Here is a 17,541-nt window from a genome sequence, read left to right on the forward strand (position 1 = left end):
GGCTTGTGATTAGCCGGCTAATTCTCGTTCATGCGGCGATCTTCAGCGCGCCCGGCCCCGGAATGGCGCCGGGTGGGCACTTGCCGAGGATGATCATGCCGAGCACCTCGTCCTGGGTGACGTCGGTTGTGCGCGTCGTTCCGACAACCCGACCGTTCTTCATGACGCAGACACGGTCGGCAAGCTCGAACACGTCGTGAATATCATGGCTGATCAGGAAGATGCCGATGCCGTCGGACTTGAGCTGCCTGACCAGTTCGCCGACCTGCGCCGTCTCTTGCGGCCCGAGTGCCGCCGTCGGCTCGTCCATGATCAGGATGCGAGCATTGAACAGGATGGCGCGGGCGATCGCCACCGACTGCCGCTGGCCGCCCGAAAGCTTTACCACCGGCTCCTTGAAGCGTTGGAAACGCGGATTGAGCCTGCCCATCACCTTGCGCGCCTCGGCCTCCATGGCGACGTCGTCGAGCGTACCCCAGCCGGTCATCAGCTCGCGGCCGAGAAACAGGTTGGCGGCCGCATCGACATTGTCGGCCAGCGCCAGCGTCTGGTAGATCGTCTCGATGCCGTACTTCTTGGCGTCGCGGGGATTGGAGATCGAAGCTTCCTCGCCGTTGACGAAAATCTGGCCCGCATCGCGCTTGTAGGCGCCGGACAGGATTTTTATCAACGTCGATTTGCCGGCACCGTTGTGACCGAGCAAAGCCATCACCTCGCCCGGGAAAAGGTCGACAGAGGCATCGTCGACGGCGCGAATGCCGCCGAAAGCGATGGAGATGTTGCGCATGTCGATCAGCGGCGTGGGAGCGGTTTTGTCTGCCATGCTCGTCCTTCCTCCCTATAGATCCTGCTTGAGCATCAAGTTGTACGAAAACCGGTTTCCACCTTGCGGGATCATGCTCAGACCCGTTTGCGATAGACGGTATCGAGCCACACCGCGACCACCAGCACGGCTCCGACAACGATGCTCTGCAGCGGCGAATCGATGCCGAGCAGCACCATACCGGACTGCAGCGACTGCATCAAAAGCGCGCCGAGCATGGCGCCGAGCACTGTGCCGGAGCCTCCGGCGAGCGACGTGCCGCCGATCACCGCCGCCGCGATGACCAGGAGCTCGTCCAGCGTGCCCAGCGCATTGGTCGACGAGTTCTGCCTGGCTGACGAGATCGCTGCGGCGATCGTCGCCAGCACGCCCATGATCATGAACACCTTCATGGTCACCCAGCGCGTGTTGATACCGGCAAGGTTGGCTGCTTCCGGATTGCCGCCGATGGCGAAGACATAGCGGCCGAAACGGGTACGCTTGGCGATGAAGGTCATGATCAGCCCTACGGCTACAGCCATCAGCACGGGTATGGCGATGCCATGGGCGATGAACAGCCCGCCTTCGGGAACGGTTATATTGTTGGCCGCCGCATATCTGTTCACGATGCCGACCGGCCAAGGATAGGAATTGGCAAGCCATATGGCGCCCATGATGACAAGGCAAGTGACGGCCCCGAGGAACGTCTCGGCCCAGATCGGGCGTAACGGGAAGCGGAACCGCTTGCGCTGCACCCGCCCGTTGAGCAGCATGAACACAACCGCCAGGCACGCGACAATTCCGACGATCCAGCTCCATCGCGCACCGATCGAACCCGTCGGTCCGCCGCCCATCAGCTGGAAAGTGGCATCCAGCGGCGCAATCGTCTGCCCACTGGCGACCCACCATGCGGCACCCCGCCAGACCAGAAGGCCGCCCAGCGTCACGATGAAGGCCGGCACCTCGAGATAAGCGATGATGTATCCCTGGAACGCTCCGATCAGAAGGCCAAGCGCGAGGCCGATGGCCAGCGCCAGGATCCAGATCCAGGGGTTGCCTAATTGCAGACCGACCATTCGCACCAGGAAATGCACCTGCGCAAAACCCATGACCACGCCGATCAGGCCTTCGGCGGAGCCGACCGACAGGTCGATATTGCGCATGACGATAACCAGCACCATTCCGGCGGCCATTATGGCCACGGCCGAAGTCTGCACCGACAGGTTCCAGAGATTGCGTGGCGTCAGGAAGGTCCGGCTGTCGAAGTCGAACGGATTGACGCCGAGCCGTACGCTAGAAATGACATGCAGGCCGACCCAGATGACCAGCAGCGCGCCGACCATGCCGAGCATGCGCGTGTCGAGTTCGGTTGCCTTGAGAAATCGGGCAACAATGCCGAGTTCGGATTCCCGTGCCCGGTCTGTCGTGCTGTCGACCGGCGTGTTGGACGTCGTGTCGGTCATGATGTTTCTCCCGCCGGGTTGCCGTCTGCCGCGGATGCCGGAAGCAGCCTAGAAGTTATCCGCCGGAAGCGGAAAAACAACTCTTGTTGGAAAAACGCCGCGGCGAGCGGCCGCGGCGTTCGGACTTTTCGGAAACGTCGGCTCAGTTGCAGACTGCAACAGTGCCAGCCGTCACCCCGGCGCAGACCTCTTCTTTCTTGATCCAGCCGGCGTCGATGACGACGTTGAGGTTGTCCTTGGTGATGGCGACCGGGGTCAGGAACAGCGACTTGACGGTATTGCCGCCGGGCGTGGTGAAATCCTTCACGCCGGCAATGTCGGTCATCTGCTTGCCGTCGGCCAGTTGCGAGGCGATCTCGGCGGCATTCTTGCCGAGCTCGCGCGCATCCTTCCACACCGACACGGTCTGTGTGCCGAGCGCGATGCGGTTCAGCGCGGCGTGGTCGCCGTCCTGGCCCGAAACCGGAACCGATCCGGCCAGCCCTTGCGCCGTCAGCGCGGCGACGACGCCGCCGGCAGTGCCGTCATTAGCGGCGACCACGGCATCGACCTTGTTGTCGTTGGCGGTCAGGAACTGTTCCATGTTCTTCTGAGCGTTGGCCGGCAGCCAGCCGTCCGTATAGGCCTCGCCGACATTCTTGATCTTGCCGCCGTCAATGGCCTCCTTCAGCACCTCCATCGAACCGGCAAACAGGAAATCGGCATTCGGATCGGAACCCGAACCCTTGATGAAGACGTAGTTGCCTTCCGGCTTCACCTTGAAGACTTCGCGGGCCTGCATGCGGCCGACTTCCTTGTTGTCGAAGGTCAGATAGAACACGTCCTTGTTCTCGATCAGCCGGTCATAGCCGACGACCGGGATGCCTTCGTCCAGTGCCTTCTGCACGGCCGGCCCGATGGCCGAGGCGTCCTGCGCCAGGATGATCAGTGCGCTGGCGCCCTGCGAGATCAGGCTCTCGACGTCGGTGAGCTGCTTGCCGGGGTTGGACTGTGCGTCGGCGGAAATATACTTGTCGCCTGCGGCCTCAATGGCCGCCTTCATTGCGGCCTCGTCGGTCTTCCAGCGCTCTTCCTGGAAGTTCGACCAGGAAACGCCGATGACCTTGTCTTTAGCCTGCGCCACCGACGCCAGCGCCAGCGTCATGGCGACACCCGCCAGAATGGCGGTCGTGAATTTCTTCATCATATCCTCCCTGCGCCGCGTACGGCGTGACCAATTGGCTCAAAGACCAGCTTAGAAGCTCTAATTTTTTCGAGCCTCGAAAAAATACTGGCCCGATCTCCGGCTGCTGTCAACATCGATTCTGATGGATTTTGATGACTCTGCGAGTTTTTTCGAGCGTCGGAATAAACGATGACAGCGCCACCTGCATCTGACACTATTTGCCTGCGTCCGACACTATTTGTCGGACATTACCGACGGCTTCCGGTTCATGAGCGGCCGCGGCAACCGGGAGGAAAGCAAAACAATGTCGGTCGGAATCCGCCATGACGATTTGCGCCGGCGCAACCGGGCGATGGTGATCTCGGCGGTGCGCCGGGCCGGCCAGCCATCGCGTACTGAGATCGCAGCTACCACCGGCCTCAGTCATTCGACCATATCGGCGATCTCTTCTGACCTGATACGGGAAGGCATCCTCGCCGAGAGCAAGGCAAGTGAGCCCGTTTCGTTGAAACGCGGTCGTCCGCAGGTCGGCCTCGCCCTCAACCCGGAAGCGGCGGCGGTGTTGACCGTGGTGTTGTCGCTGAATTTCCTGTCGGCCGCTATTATCGACTATACGGGACAGGTGGTCGCCGAGGAACAGCGCCGGCTGGACACGCTGACCATGCCGCGCGACGAGCTGATCCGTGAATGCATGACCATCGTCCGGCGCCGGCTGCAGGATCCAGACCTTGACGTCCGCAGTGTCGCCCGCATCGCCCTGGCGATTCAGGGCATTACCGACTCCCCTGCACGCGCCATGCTGTGGTCGCCGATCACGCCGCAGACCGACATCGCCTTTGCCGACATGCTGGAGGACGAATTCGGCATCCCGGCAACGGTGGAGAACGACTGCAACATGATGGCGGTGGCTTTGCGCTGGCGCAATCCGGATCGCTATCGCGACGACTTCATCGCCATCCTGCTTTCGCATGGCATCGGCATGGGGCTGGTGCTGAAGGGCGAACTGTTCACCGGGACGCATTCCTCGGGCGGCGAATTTGGCCACATGATCCATCGTCCGGGCGGCGCGCTCTGCCGTTGCGGGCGGCGCGGCTGCATCGAGGCCTATGCCGGCAACTACGCCATCTGGCGCAACGCCAGGCAGATGAGCGAAGACAGCGAGCCGGTCGCCGACGTCAGCGACGCCGACATGCGAGCACTGGCGGCCCGGGCGCGCGAGAAAGATGGGCCGGAACGCGAGGCCTACCGCAAGGCCGGCGAAGCGCTGGGTTTCGGTCTCGGCTCGCTGTTCGCGCTGATCGATCCGGCACCGGTCGCGATGGTCGGCGCCAGTGCCGCCGCCTTCGATCTGATCGAGCCGGCCATGCGGAAGGCAATCGCCCAGACCGCCGGCGGCCAGCATTCAGGCTCGATCTCCTTCGATACAGAGCCGAACGAATTGCCGCTGATCCGCGAAGGCTGCGCGATGCGGGCGTTAAGCTTCGTCGACCAGGAGATTTTCGCGCCGGGCGCGCAAATGAGGCCCAGCGTCAGAAAGAACGTAGCCTGACCAGGCGGGTCAATCTTCCCTGATCGCATAGCCGGCACCGCGGATGGTGCGGATGACATCCGGCATCCGGCCGTTGTTGACGGCTTTGCGCAGCCGCCCGACATGCACGTCGACGGTGCGTTCGTCGATGTAGATTGTCTCGCCCCAGACATTATCGAGTAACTGGCTGCGCGAGAAGACACGGCCCGGATGCCGCATCATGAACTCGAGCAGCCGGAATTCGGTCGGCCCGAGCCTGATTTCGCTCTTCTTGCGATAGACCCTGTGCGATTCGCGATCGAGCACGATGTCGCCTACCTTCAGCACGCTGGACAGCACTTCCGGCTTGGCGCGCCGCAGCAGCGCCTTGACCCTGGCCATGAATTCCGGTGTCGAAAACGGTTTGACCAGATAGTCGTCGGCGCCGGTCGAAAGACCGCGCACCCGGTCGCTCTCCTCGCCGCGCGCGGTCAGCATGATGATCGGCAGCCGCTCGGTTTCGGGGCGCACCCGCAACCGACGACAGAGCTCGATGCCGGAAACCGCTGGTATCATCCAGTCGAGCACCAAAAGGTCGGGCACATTCTCCTGCAAACGGATCTCGGCTTCGTCGCCGCGTGTCACCACCTCGACCTGGTAGCCTTCGGATTCGAGATTGTAGCGGAGCAGCACACCCAACGGCTCCTCGTCCTCCACCACCATTATGCGTGGTGCGATCATCGGCTGGGCACCCCCATCATGTCACCGGTGCGGACATTGTCGTTTCGTCCTGCTTCGGACGATTGACCGGCAATTGCTCGCCGGTCAGCACATAATACGCATTTTCGGCGATGTTGGTGACATGGTCGCCGATCCGCTCCAGATTCTTGGCGCAGAACAGCAGGTGCGTGCAAGCGGTGATGTTGCGCGGATCTTCCATCATGTAGGTCAAGAGCTCGCGGAACACGGACGTGTATTTGACGTCGATGCGCTCGTCGGCGGCACGCAGCTTGGCCAACGCGGCCGCATCGCCTGCAGCATATTCCTCGATGACACCCTGCACCTGGATGAGAACCAGCTGCGCCATCGCGTCGATGGAATGCGACAGGTCCCGCGGCGTGGCGCTGAGGCCGACCGCACTCACGCGCTTGGCGATATTCTTGGCAAGATCGCCGATGCGTTCGAGGTCGCCCGCCATGCGGATCGCTCCGACCACATGGCGAAGATCGTGGGCCATCGGCTGGCGTTTGGCGATCAGGGTTATGGCGCGGTCGTCCAGTTCGCGTTGACGCGCATCCATGATGGCGTCGTCGGAAACGACGCGTTGCGCCAGCACGTTGTCGGAATTCAACAGGGCCTTGGTCGCCCCGCCGACCATCGAACCGGCGAGGTCGGCCATGTCGCGGATCAGCTTGCTGATCTGCTCGAGATCCTCGTCGAAAGAAGCGACTGTGTGTTCGCCCATGGTCCTGTCCTCATATGCATGATCGGAACGGCTCAGCCGAAGCGGCCAGTGATGTAGTCCTGCGTGCGCTTCTCGCGGGGCGACGTGAAGATCTTCTCGGTCCGGTCGAACTCGACCAGTTCACCCAGATACATGAAGGCGGTCTGGCGCGACACGCGCGCCGCCTGCTGCATGTTGTGGGTGACGATGACGATCGTGTAGTCGGCTTGCAATTCGTCGATCAGTTCCTCGATCTTGGCAGTCGACAGCGGGTCGAGGGCCGAAGCCGGTTCGTCGAGCAGAATGACTTCCGGCTTCACGGCCACGGTGCGGGCGATACAGAGCCGCTGCTGCTGGCCGCCAGATAGGCTCAAGCCGCTGGCGTTGAGCTTGTCCTTGACCTCGCTCCACAGCGCGGCGCGCTTCAACGCCTGTTCGACGCGGCCGTCCATCTCGGACTTGCCGAGGTTCTCGTAGAGCCTGACGCCGAAGGCGATGTTCTCGTAGATCGACATCGGGAACGGCGTCGGCTTCTGGAACACCATGCCGATCTTGGTCCTGAGGAGGTTGAGATCCTGCGACCGGTCGAGAATGTTCTTGCCGTCGAGCAGCACCTGGCCCTCGGCCATCTGTTTTGGGTAGAGCTCATAGATGCGGTTGAACACACGCAGCAGCGTCGATTTCCCGCAGCCCGAAGGGCCGATGAAGGCCGTGACACTGCGCTCAGGCAGCGACAGGCTGATGTCCTTCAGCGCCTTGCTCTGGCCGTAGTAGAAGTTGAGATTCTTGACCTCGATCTTCGTCTTCTCGGCGACCGTTTCGGCCATCGTCATGTCTGGGGACAACATCTGTGTCATCTGTCCTCTCTGCGTCCGGTAAGGCTGCGGGCGAGGATGCTCAAGCCCAGAACCGTCAGGGTGATTATGAGTGCGCCGGTCCACGCCAGTTGCTGCCATTCCTCGTAAGGGCTGAGAGCGAACTGGAAGATGGTCACCGGCAGGCTGGCCATCGGCGCGTTGATATTGCTGCTCCAGAACTGGTTGTTGAGCGCGGTGAAGAGCAGCGGCGCCGTCTCGCCGGAAATGCGTGCTATCGCCAGCAATATGCCGGTGACGATGCCGGACAATGCGGCGCGGTAGGCGACCGAACGGATCACCACCCAGCGTGGCGCGCCGATCGCGGCACCGGCTTCACGCAACGCGTTCGGCACCAGGTTGAGCATGTCTTCAGTGGTGCGCACGACCACCGGAATGACCAGGATGGCAAGCGCAACGGCGCCGGCAATGGCCGAGAAATGTCCCATTGGCCGCACCATCAGCTCATAGACAAACAAGCCGATGATGATCGACGGCGCCGACAACAGGATGTCGTTGATGAAGCGGACGACGGTGGTGATGCGCGAAAAGCGTCCATACTCGGCCATGTAGGTTCCCGCCAGCACGCCGATCGGCGTGCCGACGACAACGGCGATGATCGTCATCAGCAGGCTGCCCGCGATGGCATTGAGCAGGCCGCCGGCCTCGCCCGGTGGTGGCGTCATCTCGGTGAAGACCGCGAGCGAAAGCCCGGCTGTGCCCTTATAGACCAGTGCGCCGAGAATGAGCGCCAGCCAGGCAAGCCCGATGCCGGCGGCGACGACGCAAAGCGCCATCATCACCGAATTCCTGGCTTTGCGGCGGCTGTGGAGCGATGAGGATGTCGACATCGGTCAGGCTCCCGTACGGGCGTCGATCCGCATCAGCATATAGCGGGCGGCGGCAAGGATCAGGAAGGTGATGGCGAAGAGGATCAGGCCGAGCGCCACCAGCGAGGAGGTGTAGAGGTCGCCGTCGGCCTCGGTGAATTCATTGGCGATGGTCGCCGAGATCGTCGTGCCCGGTGCGAACAGGGAGGCACTGATGCGATGCGCGTTGCCGATGACGAAGGTCACTGCCATGGTTTCGCCGAGTGCCCGGCCGAGGCCAAGCATGACGCCGCCCATGATGCCGATGCGGGTATAGGGAATGACCACGCGCCGGGTCACTTCCCAGGTCGTGCAACCGATGCCGTAGGCCGATTCCTTCAGCACCGCCGGCACCGTATCGAAGACGTCTTTGGTGATCGAGGTGATGAAGGGCAGCACCATGATGGCAAGGATCAGCGCCGAGGTCAGAAGGCCGATGCCGTAAGGAGGGCCAGCGAAAAGGCTGGATAGTCCCGGCACGCCGTGGAAGACGTTGATGATGAAGGGCTGTATCGCCGTCTGCAGGAACGGCGCGAACACGAACAGGCCCCAGATGCCGTAGATGATCGAAGGAATGCCGGCCAACAGCTCGACCGCTATGCCGATCGGGCGCCTGAGCGGGCGCGGGCAGAGCTCGGTGAGAAAGACTGCAATGCCGATGCCGATCGGAACCGCGATCAGTATGGCGATGGCCGCCGTGACCAGGGTGCCGTAGATCGGCGCCAGTGCGCCAAATTTTTCAGTGACCGGATTCCAGCTTTCAGTCGTCAGGAAGGAGAAACCGAAGGACGACAGCGCCTGCCACGAGCCGGCAAACAGCGAGATCGCGACACCGCCGAGGATGACCAGCACAAGAATTGCGGAAGCGCGGGTGAGTCCGCGGAATATGGCATCTGTGAGCGCGAAGCGCCGCACCGTAGCTTCCCTGGCCCGGGCTGCTGCAGATGATGGCATGGCATCGGAAGCGATGGTCATTGGGTCCTCGCGATTAAAGGCAACAGGGAGGGCGCCATCGACGCCCTCCCTGGAGGAGATTACATAGCCGAGTAGAGCGGCTTGCCGTCGTCGCCGACGACTTCCTTGGCCCACATGGCCTTGACGCTCTCAACCACCTTGTCGGGCATCGGAACGTAGTCTAGCTCGCCGGCCATCTCGTCGCCCTTGTCGTATGCCCAGGCGAAGAATTTGAGCGCTTCGCCGGTGGTCGCGGCATCATCCGGCTTCTTGTAGAGCAGGATCCACGTTGCCGCCGTCATTGGCCAGGACTCGGCGCCCGGCTCGTTGGCGAGGATGACGCCATAGCCCGGCTGCGAGCTCCAGTCGGCATTGGCCGCTGCCGCCGAGAACGCCGCCGCGGCGGGCTCGACCTTCTTGCCGTCCTTGTTGATCATATCGGTGTGGGTGAGCTTGTTCTGCTTGGCGTAGGCATATTCGACATAACCGATCGCGCCGCCGGTCTGGGAGACGTTGTTGGCAACGCCCTCATTGCCCTTGGCGCCGATGCCGACCGGCCATTCCACGGCCTTGTCGACGCCGACCTTTTCTTTCCAGTCCGCGCTGACGTCGCCGAGGTAATAGGTGAAGTTGAACGTCGTGCCCGAACCATCGGAACGGTGAACGACCGCGATCGCCTGCGAAGGCAGCTTGACGTCGGGATTAAGCTTCTTGATCGCTTCGTCATCCCAGCTCGTGATCTTGCCGAGGAAGATGTCGGCCAGCGTCGGGCCGTCGAGAACCAACTCGCCCGGCTTGATGCCTTCGAGATTGACGACGGGAACGATGCCGCCCATCACCATCGGGAACTGAGCCAGTCCGGTCGCTTCAAGCTCGTCGCCCTTGAGCGGCGCATCCGAAGCGCCGAAGGTAACGGTCTTGGCTTTGATCTGCTTGATGCCGCCGCCGGAACCGATCGACTGGTAGTTAAGGCCAACGCCGGTGTCTTTCTTGTAGGTGTCGGCCCACTTCGCATAGATCGGGTAGGGGAAGGTGGCGCCGGCGCCGGAGATGTCCGCGGCGAGCGCGGCGGACAGGGTGAGGGTGGTCGTCGCCGCAGCCATTGCAATCGCAACGGCCGCCGAGCGGATGAAATGTCTCATGTGGCCTGCTCCTGTTCGGAATATGGTCTCTCGGCGCCATTCCTCCGGCGCCCGCTGAGGCCAATAGTCCCCGATTATTACAGTCGCATGACAGTTTCATGTCGCTCCGGTAACGTCGCCCAGCCGGAGTAAGAAGGAGCGGCCGCGGGCTTTGTCGGAATGGCCGCGGTTTGCCGCTGGAATCAGCAGCTTGCGTGAATTCCGGCCGGCATCGTCTGCTCGGCGATCGTAGCCACCGGCTGTAAAAGAAAAAAGCCGGACGGGAGCGCGTTGCATGCAGCCAGAACGTGTCATGGCCGCGCCATCGCCGAAACAGGTCCGTTGGGGTAAATCTGACCCTGTTTCTTGCCGGCGGTCGCTGCTCCCGCCCGTAACTGGAGGAGCGGAACTTCGAATATCCCATTGTCGCCACTGAGCGCGGCTTTGGTATGGTGCGATCGCACCATGGCCTTACGCTGGAAGCGTTGACGAATCGCAAGGTTCTAACTCGCGCTGGACCTCCATCCGCGCCCGACCCGGCGCTCGATCTTCGAGCACCGCCTTCGACTGGAAGTGCGACGACTCTACTTCACGGTATCTACTCCCTTCGCCCTATTCCGCCGGTTGTCGGTTAGGCCGAAGCAGCGTTATAAGCTTGCAGGGGTATTGCTGATGTCTCGACGGATTCTGCCTGTCTTCCTGTGCCTGGCGCTGCCTCTGGGAAGCGGCTGCGCGCGCAGCTATGACGGCACCGTCATCATTCCCAAGCCGCTCGATGTTCGCCGTTTCTGGGACAGGCCTTCGCCGCAGGCGCAAGCCGAACAGTCGCAACTGGAGACCGACGTCTTTCCAGTGGCGCCGCAAACGCCGAAAAGGCCGGCGGTGCGCAGGAGCGCGGCTTCCGTTGCAGCGCCTCGGGGGAGGATCACCAACAACCCGCCCATGCTGTCGCCGGAGCCGACGAAGCCGCTAACTTGCAAGAATGTCAGCGAGCCCGGCAAACGGGCCCGCATGGTCTGCGAATAACCAGCCGACGTCGGTCGATGCGCACGGCTCCAGGCCTTGAAGCGGCTATCCGGCCAGCCGTCTCGGAACATCGCCCGCCCTGGTCAGTCCGCCGGGAAGAAGGCCGGCCCGACCACTCTCACCGGCCTCGCGCCGATCGCTCTTTCGATCGACTGATGCTGGGCAGCTCCCTGCACTTCGGCAGCCTGCGTTTTTGCCTCTGCCGGAGCGGCACCGGCGGTTTCGATCCCGGATTCAGGAATTTCCGCGACGATGCCAAAATCCGGCTTTGACGTCGGCAACGGTATGATGGCGTTGGTCATGTTGGCCGGTGTCACGGTTCGTGCCCTGAGCTCGGCGACGCGCCGGTAATAGCGCTTGACGTCGCAGGCCTTGAAGTTCGAGTCGTCGCGGTACCGGAACGCGGCAGGTAGCTCCACATAGGGTTTTCCCGACTCGAGCCCGACCATCTCCTCGGTCTCGCGAGTGGCGTCGCTCAGCGTATAGAGGTCGACGCCGGCATCGTCGCAGATGTAGCGACACTGATCGACCGTTTCCTTCAGATCGTCGCTCTTGGCGAACTGCGATTTTGGCGCGGGGAAGAAATATCCGTCCGACAAGCGAACGCAAAACAGCATCCGATTGCCGCCAATTGTTGTGCCTGCGGACTGGGCCTTGGGTGCCGTGCGTTGCTGCGCCGGCTGTTTCTTGGCAGCGGGGGCGGCGCAGCCCAGCGCAACAAACCTGGCCTTCAATCCGGACGTGTCCCTGCTCGAATTCGACAGTCTGGCGATCTGCCGTTGCACCTACGCCTTGCTGCTGACCAGGTCGGCGCAGGGATTGAAGAAGAAGCCGGCCGTTTTCGCCGTGCATCTGCGTTGTCTCTCAAGCTTTTGAATCGCGGCGAGTTGCCGACGCAGTTGGGCAAGCTCGGGGCTGGTCCCGCCGCTGCGCCCCGCCGAAAGCAATTGGCTCCTGATGGCACCGCAGCTATCCGCGTAGGAGAAGGATGTGCCGAGCGCAACGGCTATTGCCGACACCAGCATCAGAATCGTGAGGGGCCAGAAGCGTGTCATTGGAACGACCATTATCCTTGTTGCACCGAGAACAGGATTTCTTTTGTCGACTATGGATAAGTACTAGCTAAATCAGTTTTTCCTAATTGAAGTAGATCAAACCGCCAGATCCACTCGTGTAAATTCAATATTACATTTTTATTTCAAGATTGAGACGAACCAGCAGCAACGCCGGCGGACGCCCGCCACGGCGAAGTTTGATGCGCGCGGCGGGTTCGGCATCGCGATCAATCCGGCGTTACCGGCCGGCCGTTGCTGAAACCTTAGCCCTGGGATCGGCGTTGAGCGGCCAAAGGAGGAGACCGCAAATGTCGATCCACTTCACTGTCGCGGACCTGACCAGGAATCTGTTCCATTCACTTGGGTTGGACCATGAACGCGCACCGAGGCCACTCGACCACGAGCAGAGGCTTTTGCTGGAGTGCTATCTCGCCGGCCAGATACCGGAATCGGCCTGGAGCGACTATGTCTTCGAGGTGCCGGAACTGGCGCGACATGTCGAGGCGAGACGAAGGCGCCACTAGATCCCGAAAAGTGGAATCCGGTTTTTGGAAAAGATCAAGGCGAAGCCTTCACTCGCGGTGCAGCCTGTTCTTGTTTGGGCGAGTTGAATTGCAGAGTGAACACCTTGCCCGGGATGCCTTGAGCCAGCGCCGGTGAAAAGCTCAACGGCAGGCAATGGTCCACGGCCGCGACCGCCGCGTCGACAAAAGCTTGGCGCGTCTTCTCCTCGCCGGCGACGCGGATGGCGGTCGGCTTGGGCCGGCCGATCAGCGTGCCATCGCGCCTGAAGCTGAAGCTCAGGGTGACGGTGGAATTCCCGGCATTCGCCGGCGGGGTCCAGCACGCCTGGATGGCAGCCCCGACCTCGGGCATGGTGTTGAGCGTCGCTGCATTCGATTGACCGGCTGCACCCGCCAGCATGGCGCCTGCAATCACCATCATTCCAGCAATGCTTTTCATGACAGGGCCTCTGTCCTTGAACCGCCATCGAGGACGGGACTACTTCGATGGTAGGGCCGACATCGGCGATGACAAGATGCCGGCAACGCGCTTCATCAGCCATTCAGGCGTCGTGAAGCGCCGTCAGCCGCAAACTTCGGCAGGGCTGCAATAAGCAAAGGCCGGCGAGCAGCCGACCTTTGCTTTCCATCCGCGCCAGTACATCCGTGGTCGCAAGCTGGAGGTGGATACCAGTAGAAAGGGTTTCGGTTAACGAAACCTTAAGCTCCCCACATCGTGCAAACAGGGGAGAGTAAGAAAGAATTACCCCAGATCATTACCGGCTCCCGCAGAACGTGCGGACGATCGCCGGCCTGCACGTGCCTCAGGCGTTGGCCTGCGACCTCACATAGGCGATATAGCCGCGCACGTCGCCGGCCGGCTCGGCATAGGCCTTGCCGAGCTTCTTCTCGATCGCCGCCATATAGTCTTTTGCCCATTGGGGCAGCGCATAGTCGATGACGGCGAGGAATTCGAGCGTCGCCGCTAGGCGGATGTCGGCGATCGACGGGTTCTTGCCGCCGATGAACGGCTTGCCGTTCCTGAAGAAGCTGTGAAACACCTCCAGCGGCTCGGCTATCGCTTCTATAGCGGCCTTCTGGGCTTCCGACTTCTTGTCGGGGTGGGCGTCGCTGTGGCCGACCTCGCCGGCATATTGCGGGAAATTCAGTACAGGATATGTGGCGCGCGCCACATAGGGGTAGAGCGTGCCGATCAGGTAGAACATGGCGCTGTCGATCATTGCCCGCTTGGCCGGCGCCTTGGGATATAATTTCTCCAGCCCGTGCTTGTTGGCGAGATACTGCATGATGGCGCAGCTTTCCCACAAGACACCTCTCGGCAGGCCCTTGTCCTCGATCATCGGCGTAAGATGGGCCGGGTTTCGCGCCATATATTCGGGCGAGCGCGTGAGGCCCCAAACGTCGGTTTCGGAATGATCGAGCCCGGCGGCGCGTGCAAACACCCGAACGCTCATATTGTTGACGCTGGGCTTCAGCATGCTGAGCGTGAGCGCCGGCTTTTTCGCAGGCTTCGCCTTGGCCTTCGCGGGCTTTCTGCCGGAGACCTTCGTCGCCGGCCTTGCCACTTTCGCCGCTGACTTGGCGGCGGCTTTGGCCGCCGGCTTCGCTCCTGGTTTGGCTGCCTTGGCGGCGGGCTTTTTCGCACTCTTCGTTGCTGTCTTTGCCATTATGTCCTCCCTTTGTTTGGCGTGTCGTCAGTATGGATTTTTCGGTGCGCGATCCTCCGACAAGGTTGCGCGCAAGTGCTCGACAAGCGCCTGGATCGCATCGGCAAGGTGCACTTCGGCGATGTTGTAATCGCCGCGCGCGACGCGGATCTTGTGCGCCTGCATCAGCACGTCGGCATGGGTGAAGCCCGCGGGCGGCTCGAAACGATAGGAGGCGAGCTCGATCAGAAGGCCGAGCGGATCCTCGAAGTAAATCGAATCCATGAAACCGCGATCCTTGACGCCGCTGTGCTTGATTTCACGCTCGTTGAGCCGGGCGACCGCCTGCAAGAAGGTGACGCGCGACACCGCGAAAGCGATGTGATGGACGCAGCCAGTATCGGTTGGCGTGCGCCGCTTGACCGGCGTGCGGCTTTCGTCGGTGAAGACGGTGATCAGCCGGCCGTCGCCCGGATCGAAATAGAGATGGCTTTCGCTTGCCTTGTCGAGATTGGGCTGCTCGAAGATGAAAGGCATGCCAAGCACGCCCTCCCAGAAATCGATGGAAGTCTGGCGCCCGGCGCCGACCAGCGTGATGTGATGGACGCCTCGTGATTGCAGCTTCTGCATCTGACTCCTCCCGGCCACGCCGTCTTGCCGCCGAACGGAAGTTCGGATGCCCAGTCCCGCTTGGATCGGCGCCCGGCATGTGACCGCGCCCGGCCTCGCTCGCCTGCGCTCCGCATTCCGCATCCTGCAGGAGTGCGGCCGGAGCTTTGATGAACGGATGCTAATTCAATCCGAGGCGTTGCGCCAGAAGCGCTGAGTTTCAAGAACTCCACGCAGGCGCCAAGAGCGGCACCGGGATCGCGGATGCCTTCGCCGAGCTCGCTGAAACGATCCGTCGCCGGCAGCTGTAATGGTGCGGCGGCCCGCAGGTCGCTAGGTTTCCCGAGCGGCCGGTTTGGCGACGGCAGGTCAAAGGGGCCTCGTTGACGCATGCCGCGCCTGGTTCGGATTACGGGCATCCGCGGCCCTTAGATGAAAATCACATATTCTTCATCGGCACGTCGGGATCGACATGTCCCCCATCGGCAGTGATCTTCAGCCTTGAGAGGTAGTGCTCCCATCCCCTTCGGTGGCTGTCACGCTCCTTTGCGTTCGGCAGTCCGCTGTGCGTGAAGCGGATCAGTGTCCCCGCATCCCTCGCGATCAGGTCGATCTCGACATGACTGGAGCCGGGCGGCACGGTCTCGTTGTCTTCCCAGCCAAAACTGTAGGCAAGACGGTGGACCGGGATCACCTCGGTGAACTCACCGCGCGCCATATGGCGACCACCGACATTGACGAGGAACAGACCGCCCGGCGTTGCATCCAAATTCGCTTCGGTCCCGATCCATCGCACGATTTGGTCCGGATCCGTCAAAAGCGCGAACACGGTCGCTTGTGGCGCGGCGACCTCAATCTCTGTGTAAACCGATTCCGCCATCGCTCACTCCCAGGTCACATCCGCATCGAATTCCATGCATGATTGAAGCGAATGTGGGGAGTTGCAAGAAGATGTTCGAGGCGTAAGCATAAGCCGGTGCCGAGTGACATTCTACCGATGCTGCTTCTCGCAAAGTCGCTTTCATTCCTTCTGGACGACGCCGCGCATATTGGCGACGGTGGGCGACTTCTATTGCAGCTCTCAACGCATTTGATGGAAGACGGCTTGCCGATCATCGCCGGCGCACTGGCGCAGGATGCTCCCGACCCAATCATTTCACGCCGTATCTGGCTCTGGCGAGCGTCTGGGGGTGAAGTGGTCGAGGGTTTGGGGATAGGCGCCGACCGCCAGAATGCCGATCCCCGGCTCGTGCTGCGGGAGTGGCTTGGCACGACGCGGGCGATCGTGTTCGACGAGCGAGCGGGCGGTGTCGCACCGACCTTGGTGTGGGCGTTCGATCATACTCCGGATGAGGCGCAGTCAGAGCTGCTGCGGCAAATCTCCCGGTTTGCTGCGGCTCCGATGACCGCACTCGCAGAACGGTCCGCGAAACGCGCATTGCTCGAAGCATATTTGGGAAAGCGCAGTGCAGCACATGTGCTCAACGGTCACGCTCGTCGAGTAAAGGGAGAGACGATACGGGCTGCGCTTCTGTGCGCGGACCTTCGAGGTTTCACCGATCTATCCGAGGTTCATGATGCAGACGAGATCGTATTGGTACTTGATGCCTGGTTCGATTGCGTCGCCGGCGCGGTGCACGCATTTGGTGGTGAGGTTCTCAAGTTTATAGGTGATGGCGTCCTCGCGATTTTCCCGATTGGCGAGCGCGATGCAAATGCCGCATGTGACGCTGCGGTACGCGCCGTGAAGGCCACGCGCGCCGGGATAGATCATCTCAACCAAACTCGGCGCCGCAATGGCGGCCCTGAGCTCGGATATGGCATTGGCCTGCATGTCGGCGAGATACTCTGGGGGAATATCGGCACTGCCGGCAGGTTGGACTTCACCGCGATCGGCAAGGCTGTAAATCTTGTCAGCCGCATCGAAGGGCTGTGCAAGCCGTTGGGACGGACGGTGCTCGCGTCGACAGTGTTCGAGGCAGAAACTACCGAGCGGATGATCGCCATGGGCAGTCATCCGCTCGGAGGAATAGCAGGCGCGCAAACACTTTTCGGCTTGCCGGAATAGATCGAATGGTTGAGCCCGCCGTGGATGTGTCGTTCGCAGCATATCTTGGTATCGTGCGAAGCCATGACTGAGAGAAATTCGAACGGCAAAGAAGCTACGATACTGCAACTGGAGTATGGCGCGTTTAGAGCCCAGCCATGCGCGTCGCGCGCAGCTTCGCTGGCGGGTGCTAAGGGCCTTCCCGGCATCCACCCTTCGAGGGAGAGGCGCCTTCGCCGAGCTCGCCAAAACGATCCGCCGCCGGCAGCTGTAGCTCAGGTCGGCTCCAGGCAGTGCCGACCAGCGTGATGGACGCCTTGCGATTGTAGTTTCTGTATCTGGCTCCTCCCCGCGTGGCATCGACTCAGCGGTACGCCTCCGGCGAGGGCCGCCTTGCGGGAGCATGGCCCGGTAGCGAAGCTGCGCTCTTAAGGTCGTCCTTTCGAGCGTAGTTA

The 17,541-nt window shown here is 61.8% G+C and carries 19 protein-coding genes; 4 read left to right on the forward strand and 15 right to left on the reverse strand.

Annotated features, from left to right (window positions below; translation table 11 throughout):
- Positions 1-28: 28 nt before the first annotated feature.
- From NKJ32_RS30255 to xylF, 3 genes are all read right to left on the reverse strand, one after another.
- Positions 29-823, reverse strand: coding sequence for an ATP-binding cassette domain-containing protein (locus NKJ32_RS30255; protein ID WP_352480857.1), 795 nt, complete (start codon positions 821-823; stop codon positions 29-31).
- 77 nt (positions 824-900) lie between these two features.
- The gene (locus NKJ32_RS30260) at positions 901-2,265 is read right to left on the reverse strand and encodes a sugar ABC transporter permease (protein WP_352574833.1); all 1,365 of its coding nucleotides are present in this window, start codon (positions 2,263-2,265) and stop codon (positions 901-903) included.
- Positions 2,266-2,407: 142 nt separating this feature from the next.
- Complete coding sequence (xylF, locus tag NKJ32_RS30265) at positions 2,408-3,448, reverse strand: D-xylose ABC transporter substrate-binding protein (protein WP_352480859.1); 1,041 nt, start codon at positions 3,446-3,448, stop codon at positions 2,408-2,410.
- A 286-nt stretch (positions 3,449-3,734) separates the two neighbouring features.
- Between xylF and NKJ32_RS30270 the strand changes: the two genes are divergently transcribed.
- Entirely contained in the window at positions 3,735-4,979 is a 1,245-nt protein-coding gene (locus tag NKJ32_RS30270; protein ID WP_352754623.1) for an ROK family protein, read from the forward strand.
- Between the two features lie 9 nt (positions 4,980-4,988).
- On the opposite strand, the gene phoB is transcribed toward NKJ32_RS30270, so the two are convergent.
- Genes phoB through pstS form a run of 6 tightly spaced genes read right to left on the reverse strand, consistent with a single transcriptional unit; the run spans position 4,989 to position 10,200 of the window.
- Positions 4,989-5,678 (reverse strand): phosphate regulon transcriptional regulator PhoB, encoded by a 690-nt coding sequence (phoB, locus tag NKJ32_RS30275; RefSeq protein WP_031212149.1) that lies wholly within the window; start codon positions 5,676-5,678, stop codon positions 4,989-4,991.
- 16 nt (positions 5,679-5,694) lie between these two features.
- A complete protein-coding gene (phoU, locus tag NKJ32_RS30280; protein ID WP_023678534.1) occupies positions 5,695-6,402 on the reverse strand; it encodes a phosphate signaling complex protein PhoU in 708 nt (235 codons plus the stop codon).
- 32 nt (positions 6,403-6,434) lie between these two features.
- Entirely contained in the window at positions 6,435-7,238 is an 804-nt protein-coding gene (gene pstB / locus NKJ32_RS30285) for a phosphate ABC transporter ATP-binding protein PstB (protein ID WP_352691625.1), read from the reverse strand.
- Positions 7,235-8,086, reverse strand: coding sequence for a phosphate ABC transporter permease PstA (gene pstA / locus NKJ32_RS30290; protein WP_023678532.1), 852 nt, complete (start codon positions 8,084-8,086; stop codon positions 7,235-7,237). Before pstA ends, pstB begins: the two co-directional genes overlap by 4 nt.
- Positions 8,087-8,089: 3 nt before the next feature.
- Positions 8,090-9,079, reverse strand: a complete 990-nt coding sequence (gene pstC / locus NKJ32_RS30295) for a phosphate ABC transporter permease subunit PstC (protein WP_352691628.1) — start codon at positions 9,077-9,079, stop codon at positions 8,090-8,092.
- A gap of 59 nt (positions 9,080-9,138) precedes the next feature.
- Positions 9,139-10,200 carry a phosphate ABC transporter substrate-binding protein PstS gene (pstS, locus tag NKJ32_RS30300; protein ID WP_352451140.1) on the reverse strand — a complete coding sequence of 354 codons (1,062 nt, stop codon included), beginning with the start codon at positions 10,198-10,200 and terminating at the stop codon, positions 9,139-9,141.
- Positions 10,201-10,851: 651 nt separating this feature from the next.
- On the opposite strand from pstS, the gene NKJ32_RS30305 reads away from it, so the two are divergent.
- Complete coding sequence (locus NKJ32_RS30305; RefSeq protein ID WP_352754624.1) at positions 10,852-11,205, forward strand: hypothetical protein; 354 nt, start codon at positions 10,852-10,854, stop codon at positions 11,203-11,205.
- A gap of 83 nt (positions 11,206-11,288) precedes the next feature.
- Here the strand turns inward: NKJ32_RS30305 and NKJ32_RS30310 are convergent, their stop codons facing one another.
- The gene (locus NKJ32_RS30310; RefSeq protein WP_352829796.1) at positions 11,289-11,939 is read right to left on the reverse strand and encodes a DUF2865 domain-containing protein; all 651 of its coding nucleotides are present in this window, start codon (positions 11,937-11,939) and stop codon (positions 11,289-11,291) included.
- A gap of 51 nt (positions 11,940-11,990) precedes the next feature.
- A complete protein-coding gene (locus NKJ32_RS30315) occupies positions 11,991-12,260 on the reverse strand; it encodes a hypothetical protein (RefSeq protein ID WP_352829798.1) in 270 nt (89 codons plus the stop codon).
- A gap of 308 nt (positions 12,261-12,568) precedes the next feature.
- On the opposite strand from NKJ32_RS30315, the gene NKJ32_RS30320 reads away from it, so the two are divergent.
- Entirely contained in the window at positions 12,569-12,784 is a 216-nt protein-coding gene (locus NKJ32_RS30320; RefSeq protein ID WP_352619697.1) for a hypothetical protein, read from the forward strand.
- Positions 12,785-12,818: 34 nt separating this feature from the next.
- Here NKJ32_RS30320 and tolA read toward each other — a convergent pair whose 3' ends face one another.
- From tolA to NKJ32_RS30340, 4 genes are all read right to left on the reverse strand, one after another.
- Positions 12,819-13,223: a cell envelope integrity protein TolA gene (tolA, locus tag NKJ32_RS30325; RefSeq protein WP_352574825.1), complete on the reverse strand. Its 405-nt coding sequence runs from the start codon at positions 13,221-13,223 to the stop codon at positions 12,819-12,821.
- Positions 13,224-13,587: 364 nt separating this feature from the next.
- Positions 13,588-14,451, reverse strand: coding sequence for a glutathione S-transferase family protein (locus NKJ32_RS30330; protein ID WP_352574823.1), 864 nt, complete (start codon positions 14,449-14,451; stop codon positions 13,588-13,590).
- A gap of 27 nt (positions 14,452-14,478) precedes the next feature.
- Entirely contained in the window at positions 14,479-15,060 is a 582-nt protein-coding gene (locus NKJ32_RS30335; RefSeq protein ID WP_352754627.1) for a VOC family protein, read from the reverse strand.
- Positions 15,061-15,478: 418 nt separating this feature from the next.
- A complete protein-coding gene (locus tag NKJ32_RS30340) occupies positions 15,479-15,919 on the reverse strand; it encodes an SRPBCC family protein (RefSeq protein ID WP_008873905.1) in 441 nt (146 codons plus the stop codon).
- A 117-nt stretch (positions 15,920-16,036) separates the two neighbouring features.
- On the opposite strand from NKJ32_RS30340, the gene NKJ32_RS30345 reads away from it, so the two are divergent.
- Positions 16,037-17,107 carry an adenylate/guanylate cyclase domain-containing protein gene (locus tag NKJ32_RS30345; protein ID WP_352829800.1) on the forward strand — a complete coding sequence of 357 codons (1,071 nt, stop codon included), beginning with the start codon at positions 16,037-16,039 and terminating at the stop codon, positions 17,105-17,107.
- The last annotated feature ends 434 nt before the right edge of the window (positions 17,108-17,541 follow it).

Source organism: Mesorhizobium sp. M0159, assembly GCF_040322295.1.
GTDB lineage: Bacteria > Pseudomonadota > Alphaproteobacteria > Rhizobiales > Rhizobiaceae > Mesorhizobium.

Excerpts from the sequence above, each read along its gene's own strand:
- NKJ32_RS30255 (WP_352480857.1), bottom strand. The coding sequence starts at position 823 with ATGGCAGACAAAACCGCTCCCACGCCGCTGATCGACATGCGCAACATC.
- NKJ32_RS30340 (WP_008873905.1), bottom strand. The coding sequence starts at position 15,919 with ATGGCGGAATCGGTTTACACAGAGATTGAGGTCGCCGCGCCACAAGCG.
- pstB (WP_352691625.1), bottom strand. The coding sequence starts at position 7,238 with ATGACACAGATGTTGTCCCCAGACATGACGATGGCCGAAACGGTCGCC.
- tolA (WP_352574825.1), bottom strand. The coding sequence starts at position 13,223 with ATGAAAAGCATTGCTGGAATGATGGTGATTGCAGGCGCCATGCTGGCG.
- pstA (WP_023678532.1), bottom strand. The coding sequence starts at position 8,086 with ATGTCGACATCCTCATCGCTCCACAGCCGCCGCAAAGCCAGGAATTCG.
- NKJ32_RS30260 (WP_352574833.1), bottom strand. The coding sequence starts at position 2,265 with ATGACCGACACGACGTCCAACACGCCGGTCGACAGCACGACAGACCGG.
- NKJ32_RS30330 (WP_352574823.1), bottom strand. The coding sequence starts at position 14,451 with ATGGCAAAGACAGCAACGAAGAGTGCGAAAAAGCCCGCCGCCAAGGCA.
- xylF (WP_352480859.1), bottom strand. The coding sequence starts at position 3,448 with ATGAAGAAATTCACGACCGCCATTCTGGCGGGTGTCGCCATGACGCTG.
- pstS (WP_352451140.1), bottom strand. The coding sequence starts at position 10,200 with ATGAGACATTTCATCCGCTCGGCGGCCGTTGCGATTGCAATGGCTGCG.
- NKJ32_RS30315 (WP_352829798.1), bottom strand. The coding sequence starts at position 12,260 with ATGACACGCTTCTGGCCCCTCACGATTCTGATGCTGGTGTCGGCAATA.
- NKJ32_RS30335 (WP_352754627.1), bottom strand. The coding sequence starts at position 15,060 with ATGCAGAAGCTGCAATCACGAGGCGTCCATCACATCACGCTGGTCGGC.
- NKJ32_RS30270 (WP_352754623.1), top strand. The coding sequence starts at position 3,735 with ATGTCGGTCGGAATCCGCCATGACGATTTGCGCCGGCGCAACCGGGCG.
- NKJ32_RS30305 (WP_352754624.1), top strand. The coding sequence starts at position 10,852 with ATGTCTCGACGGATTCTGCCTGTCTTCCTGTGCCTGGCGCTGCCTCTG.
- pstC (WP_352691628.1), bottom strand. The coding sequence starts at position 9,079 with ATGACCATCGCTTCCGATGCCATGCCATCATCTGCAGCAGCCCGGGCC.
- NKJ32_RS30345 (WP_352829800.1), top strand. The coding sequence starts at position 16,037 with ATGCTGCTTCTCGCAAAGTCGCTTTCATTCCTTCTGGACGACGCCGCG.
- phoB (WP_031212149.1), bottom strand. The coding sequence starts at position 5,678 with ATGATCGCACCACGCATAATGGTGGTGGAGGACGAGGAGCCGTTGGGT.
- phoU (WP_023678534.1), bottom strand. The coding sequence starts at position 6,402 with ATGGGCGAACACACAGTCGCTTCTTTCGACGAGGATCTCGAGCAGATC.
- NKJ32_RS30320 (WP_352619697.1), top strand. The coding sequence starts at position 12,569 with ATGTCGATCCACTTCACTGTCGCGGACCTGACCAGGAATCTGTTCCAT.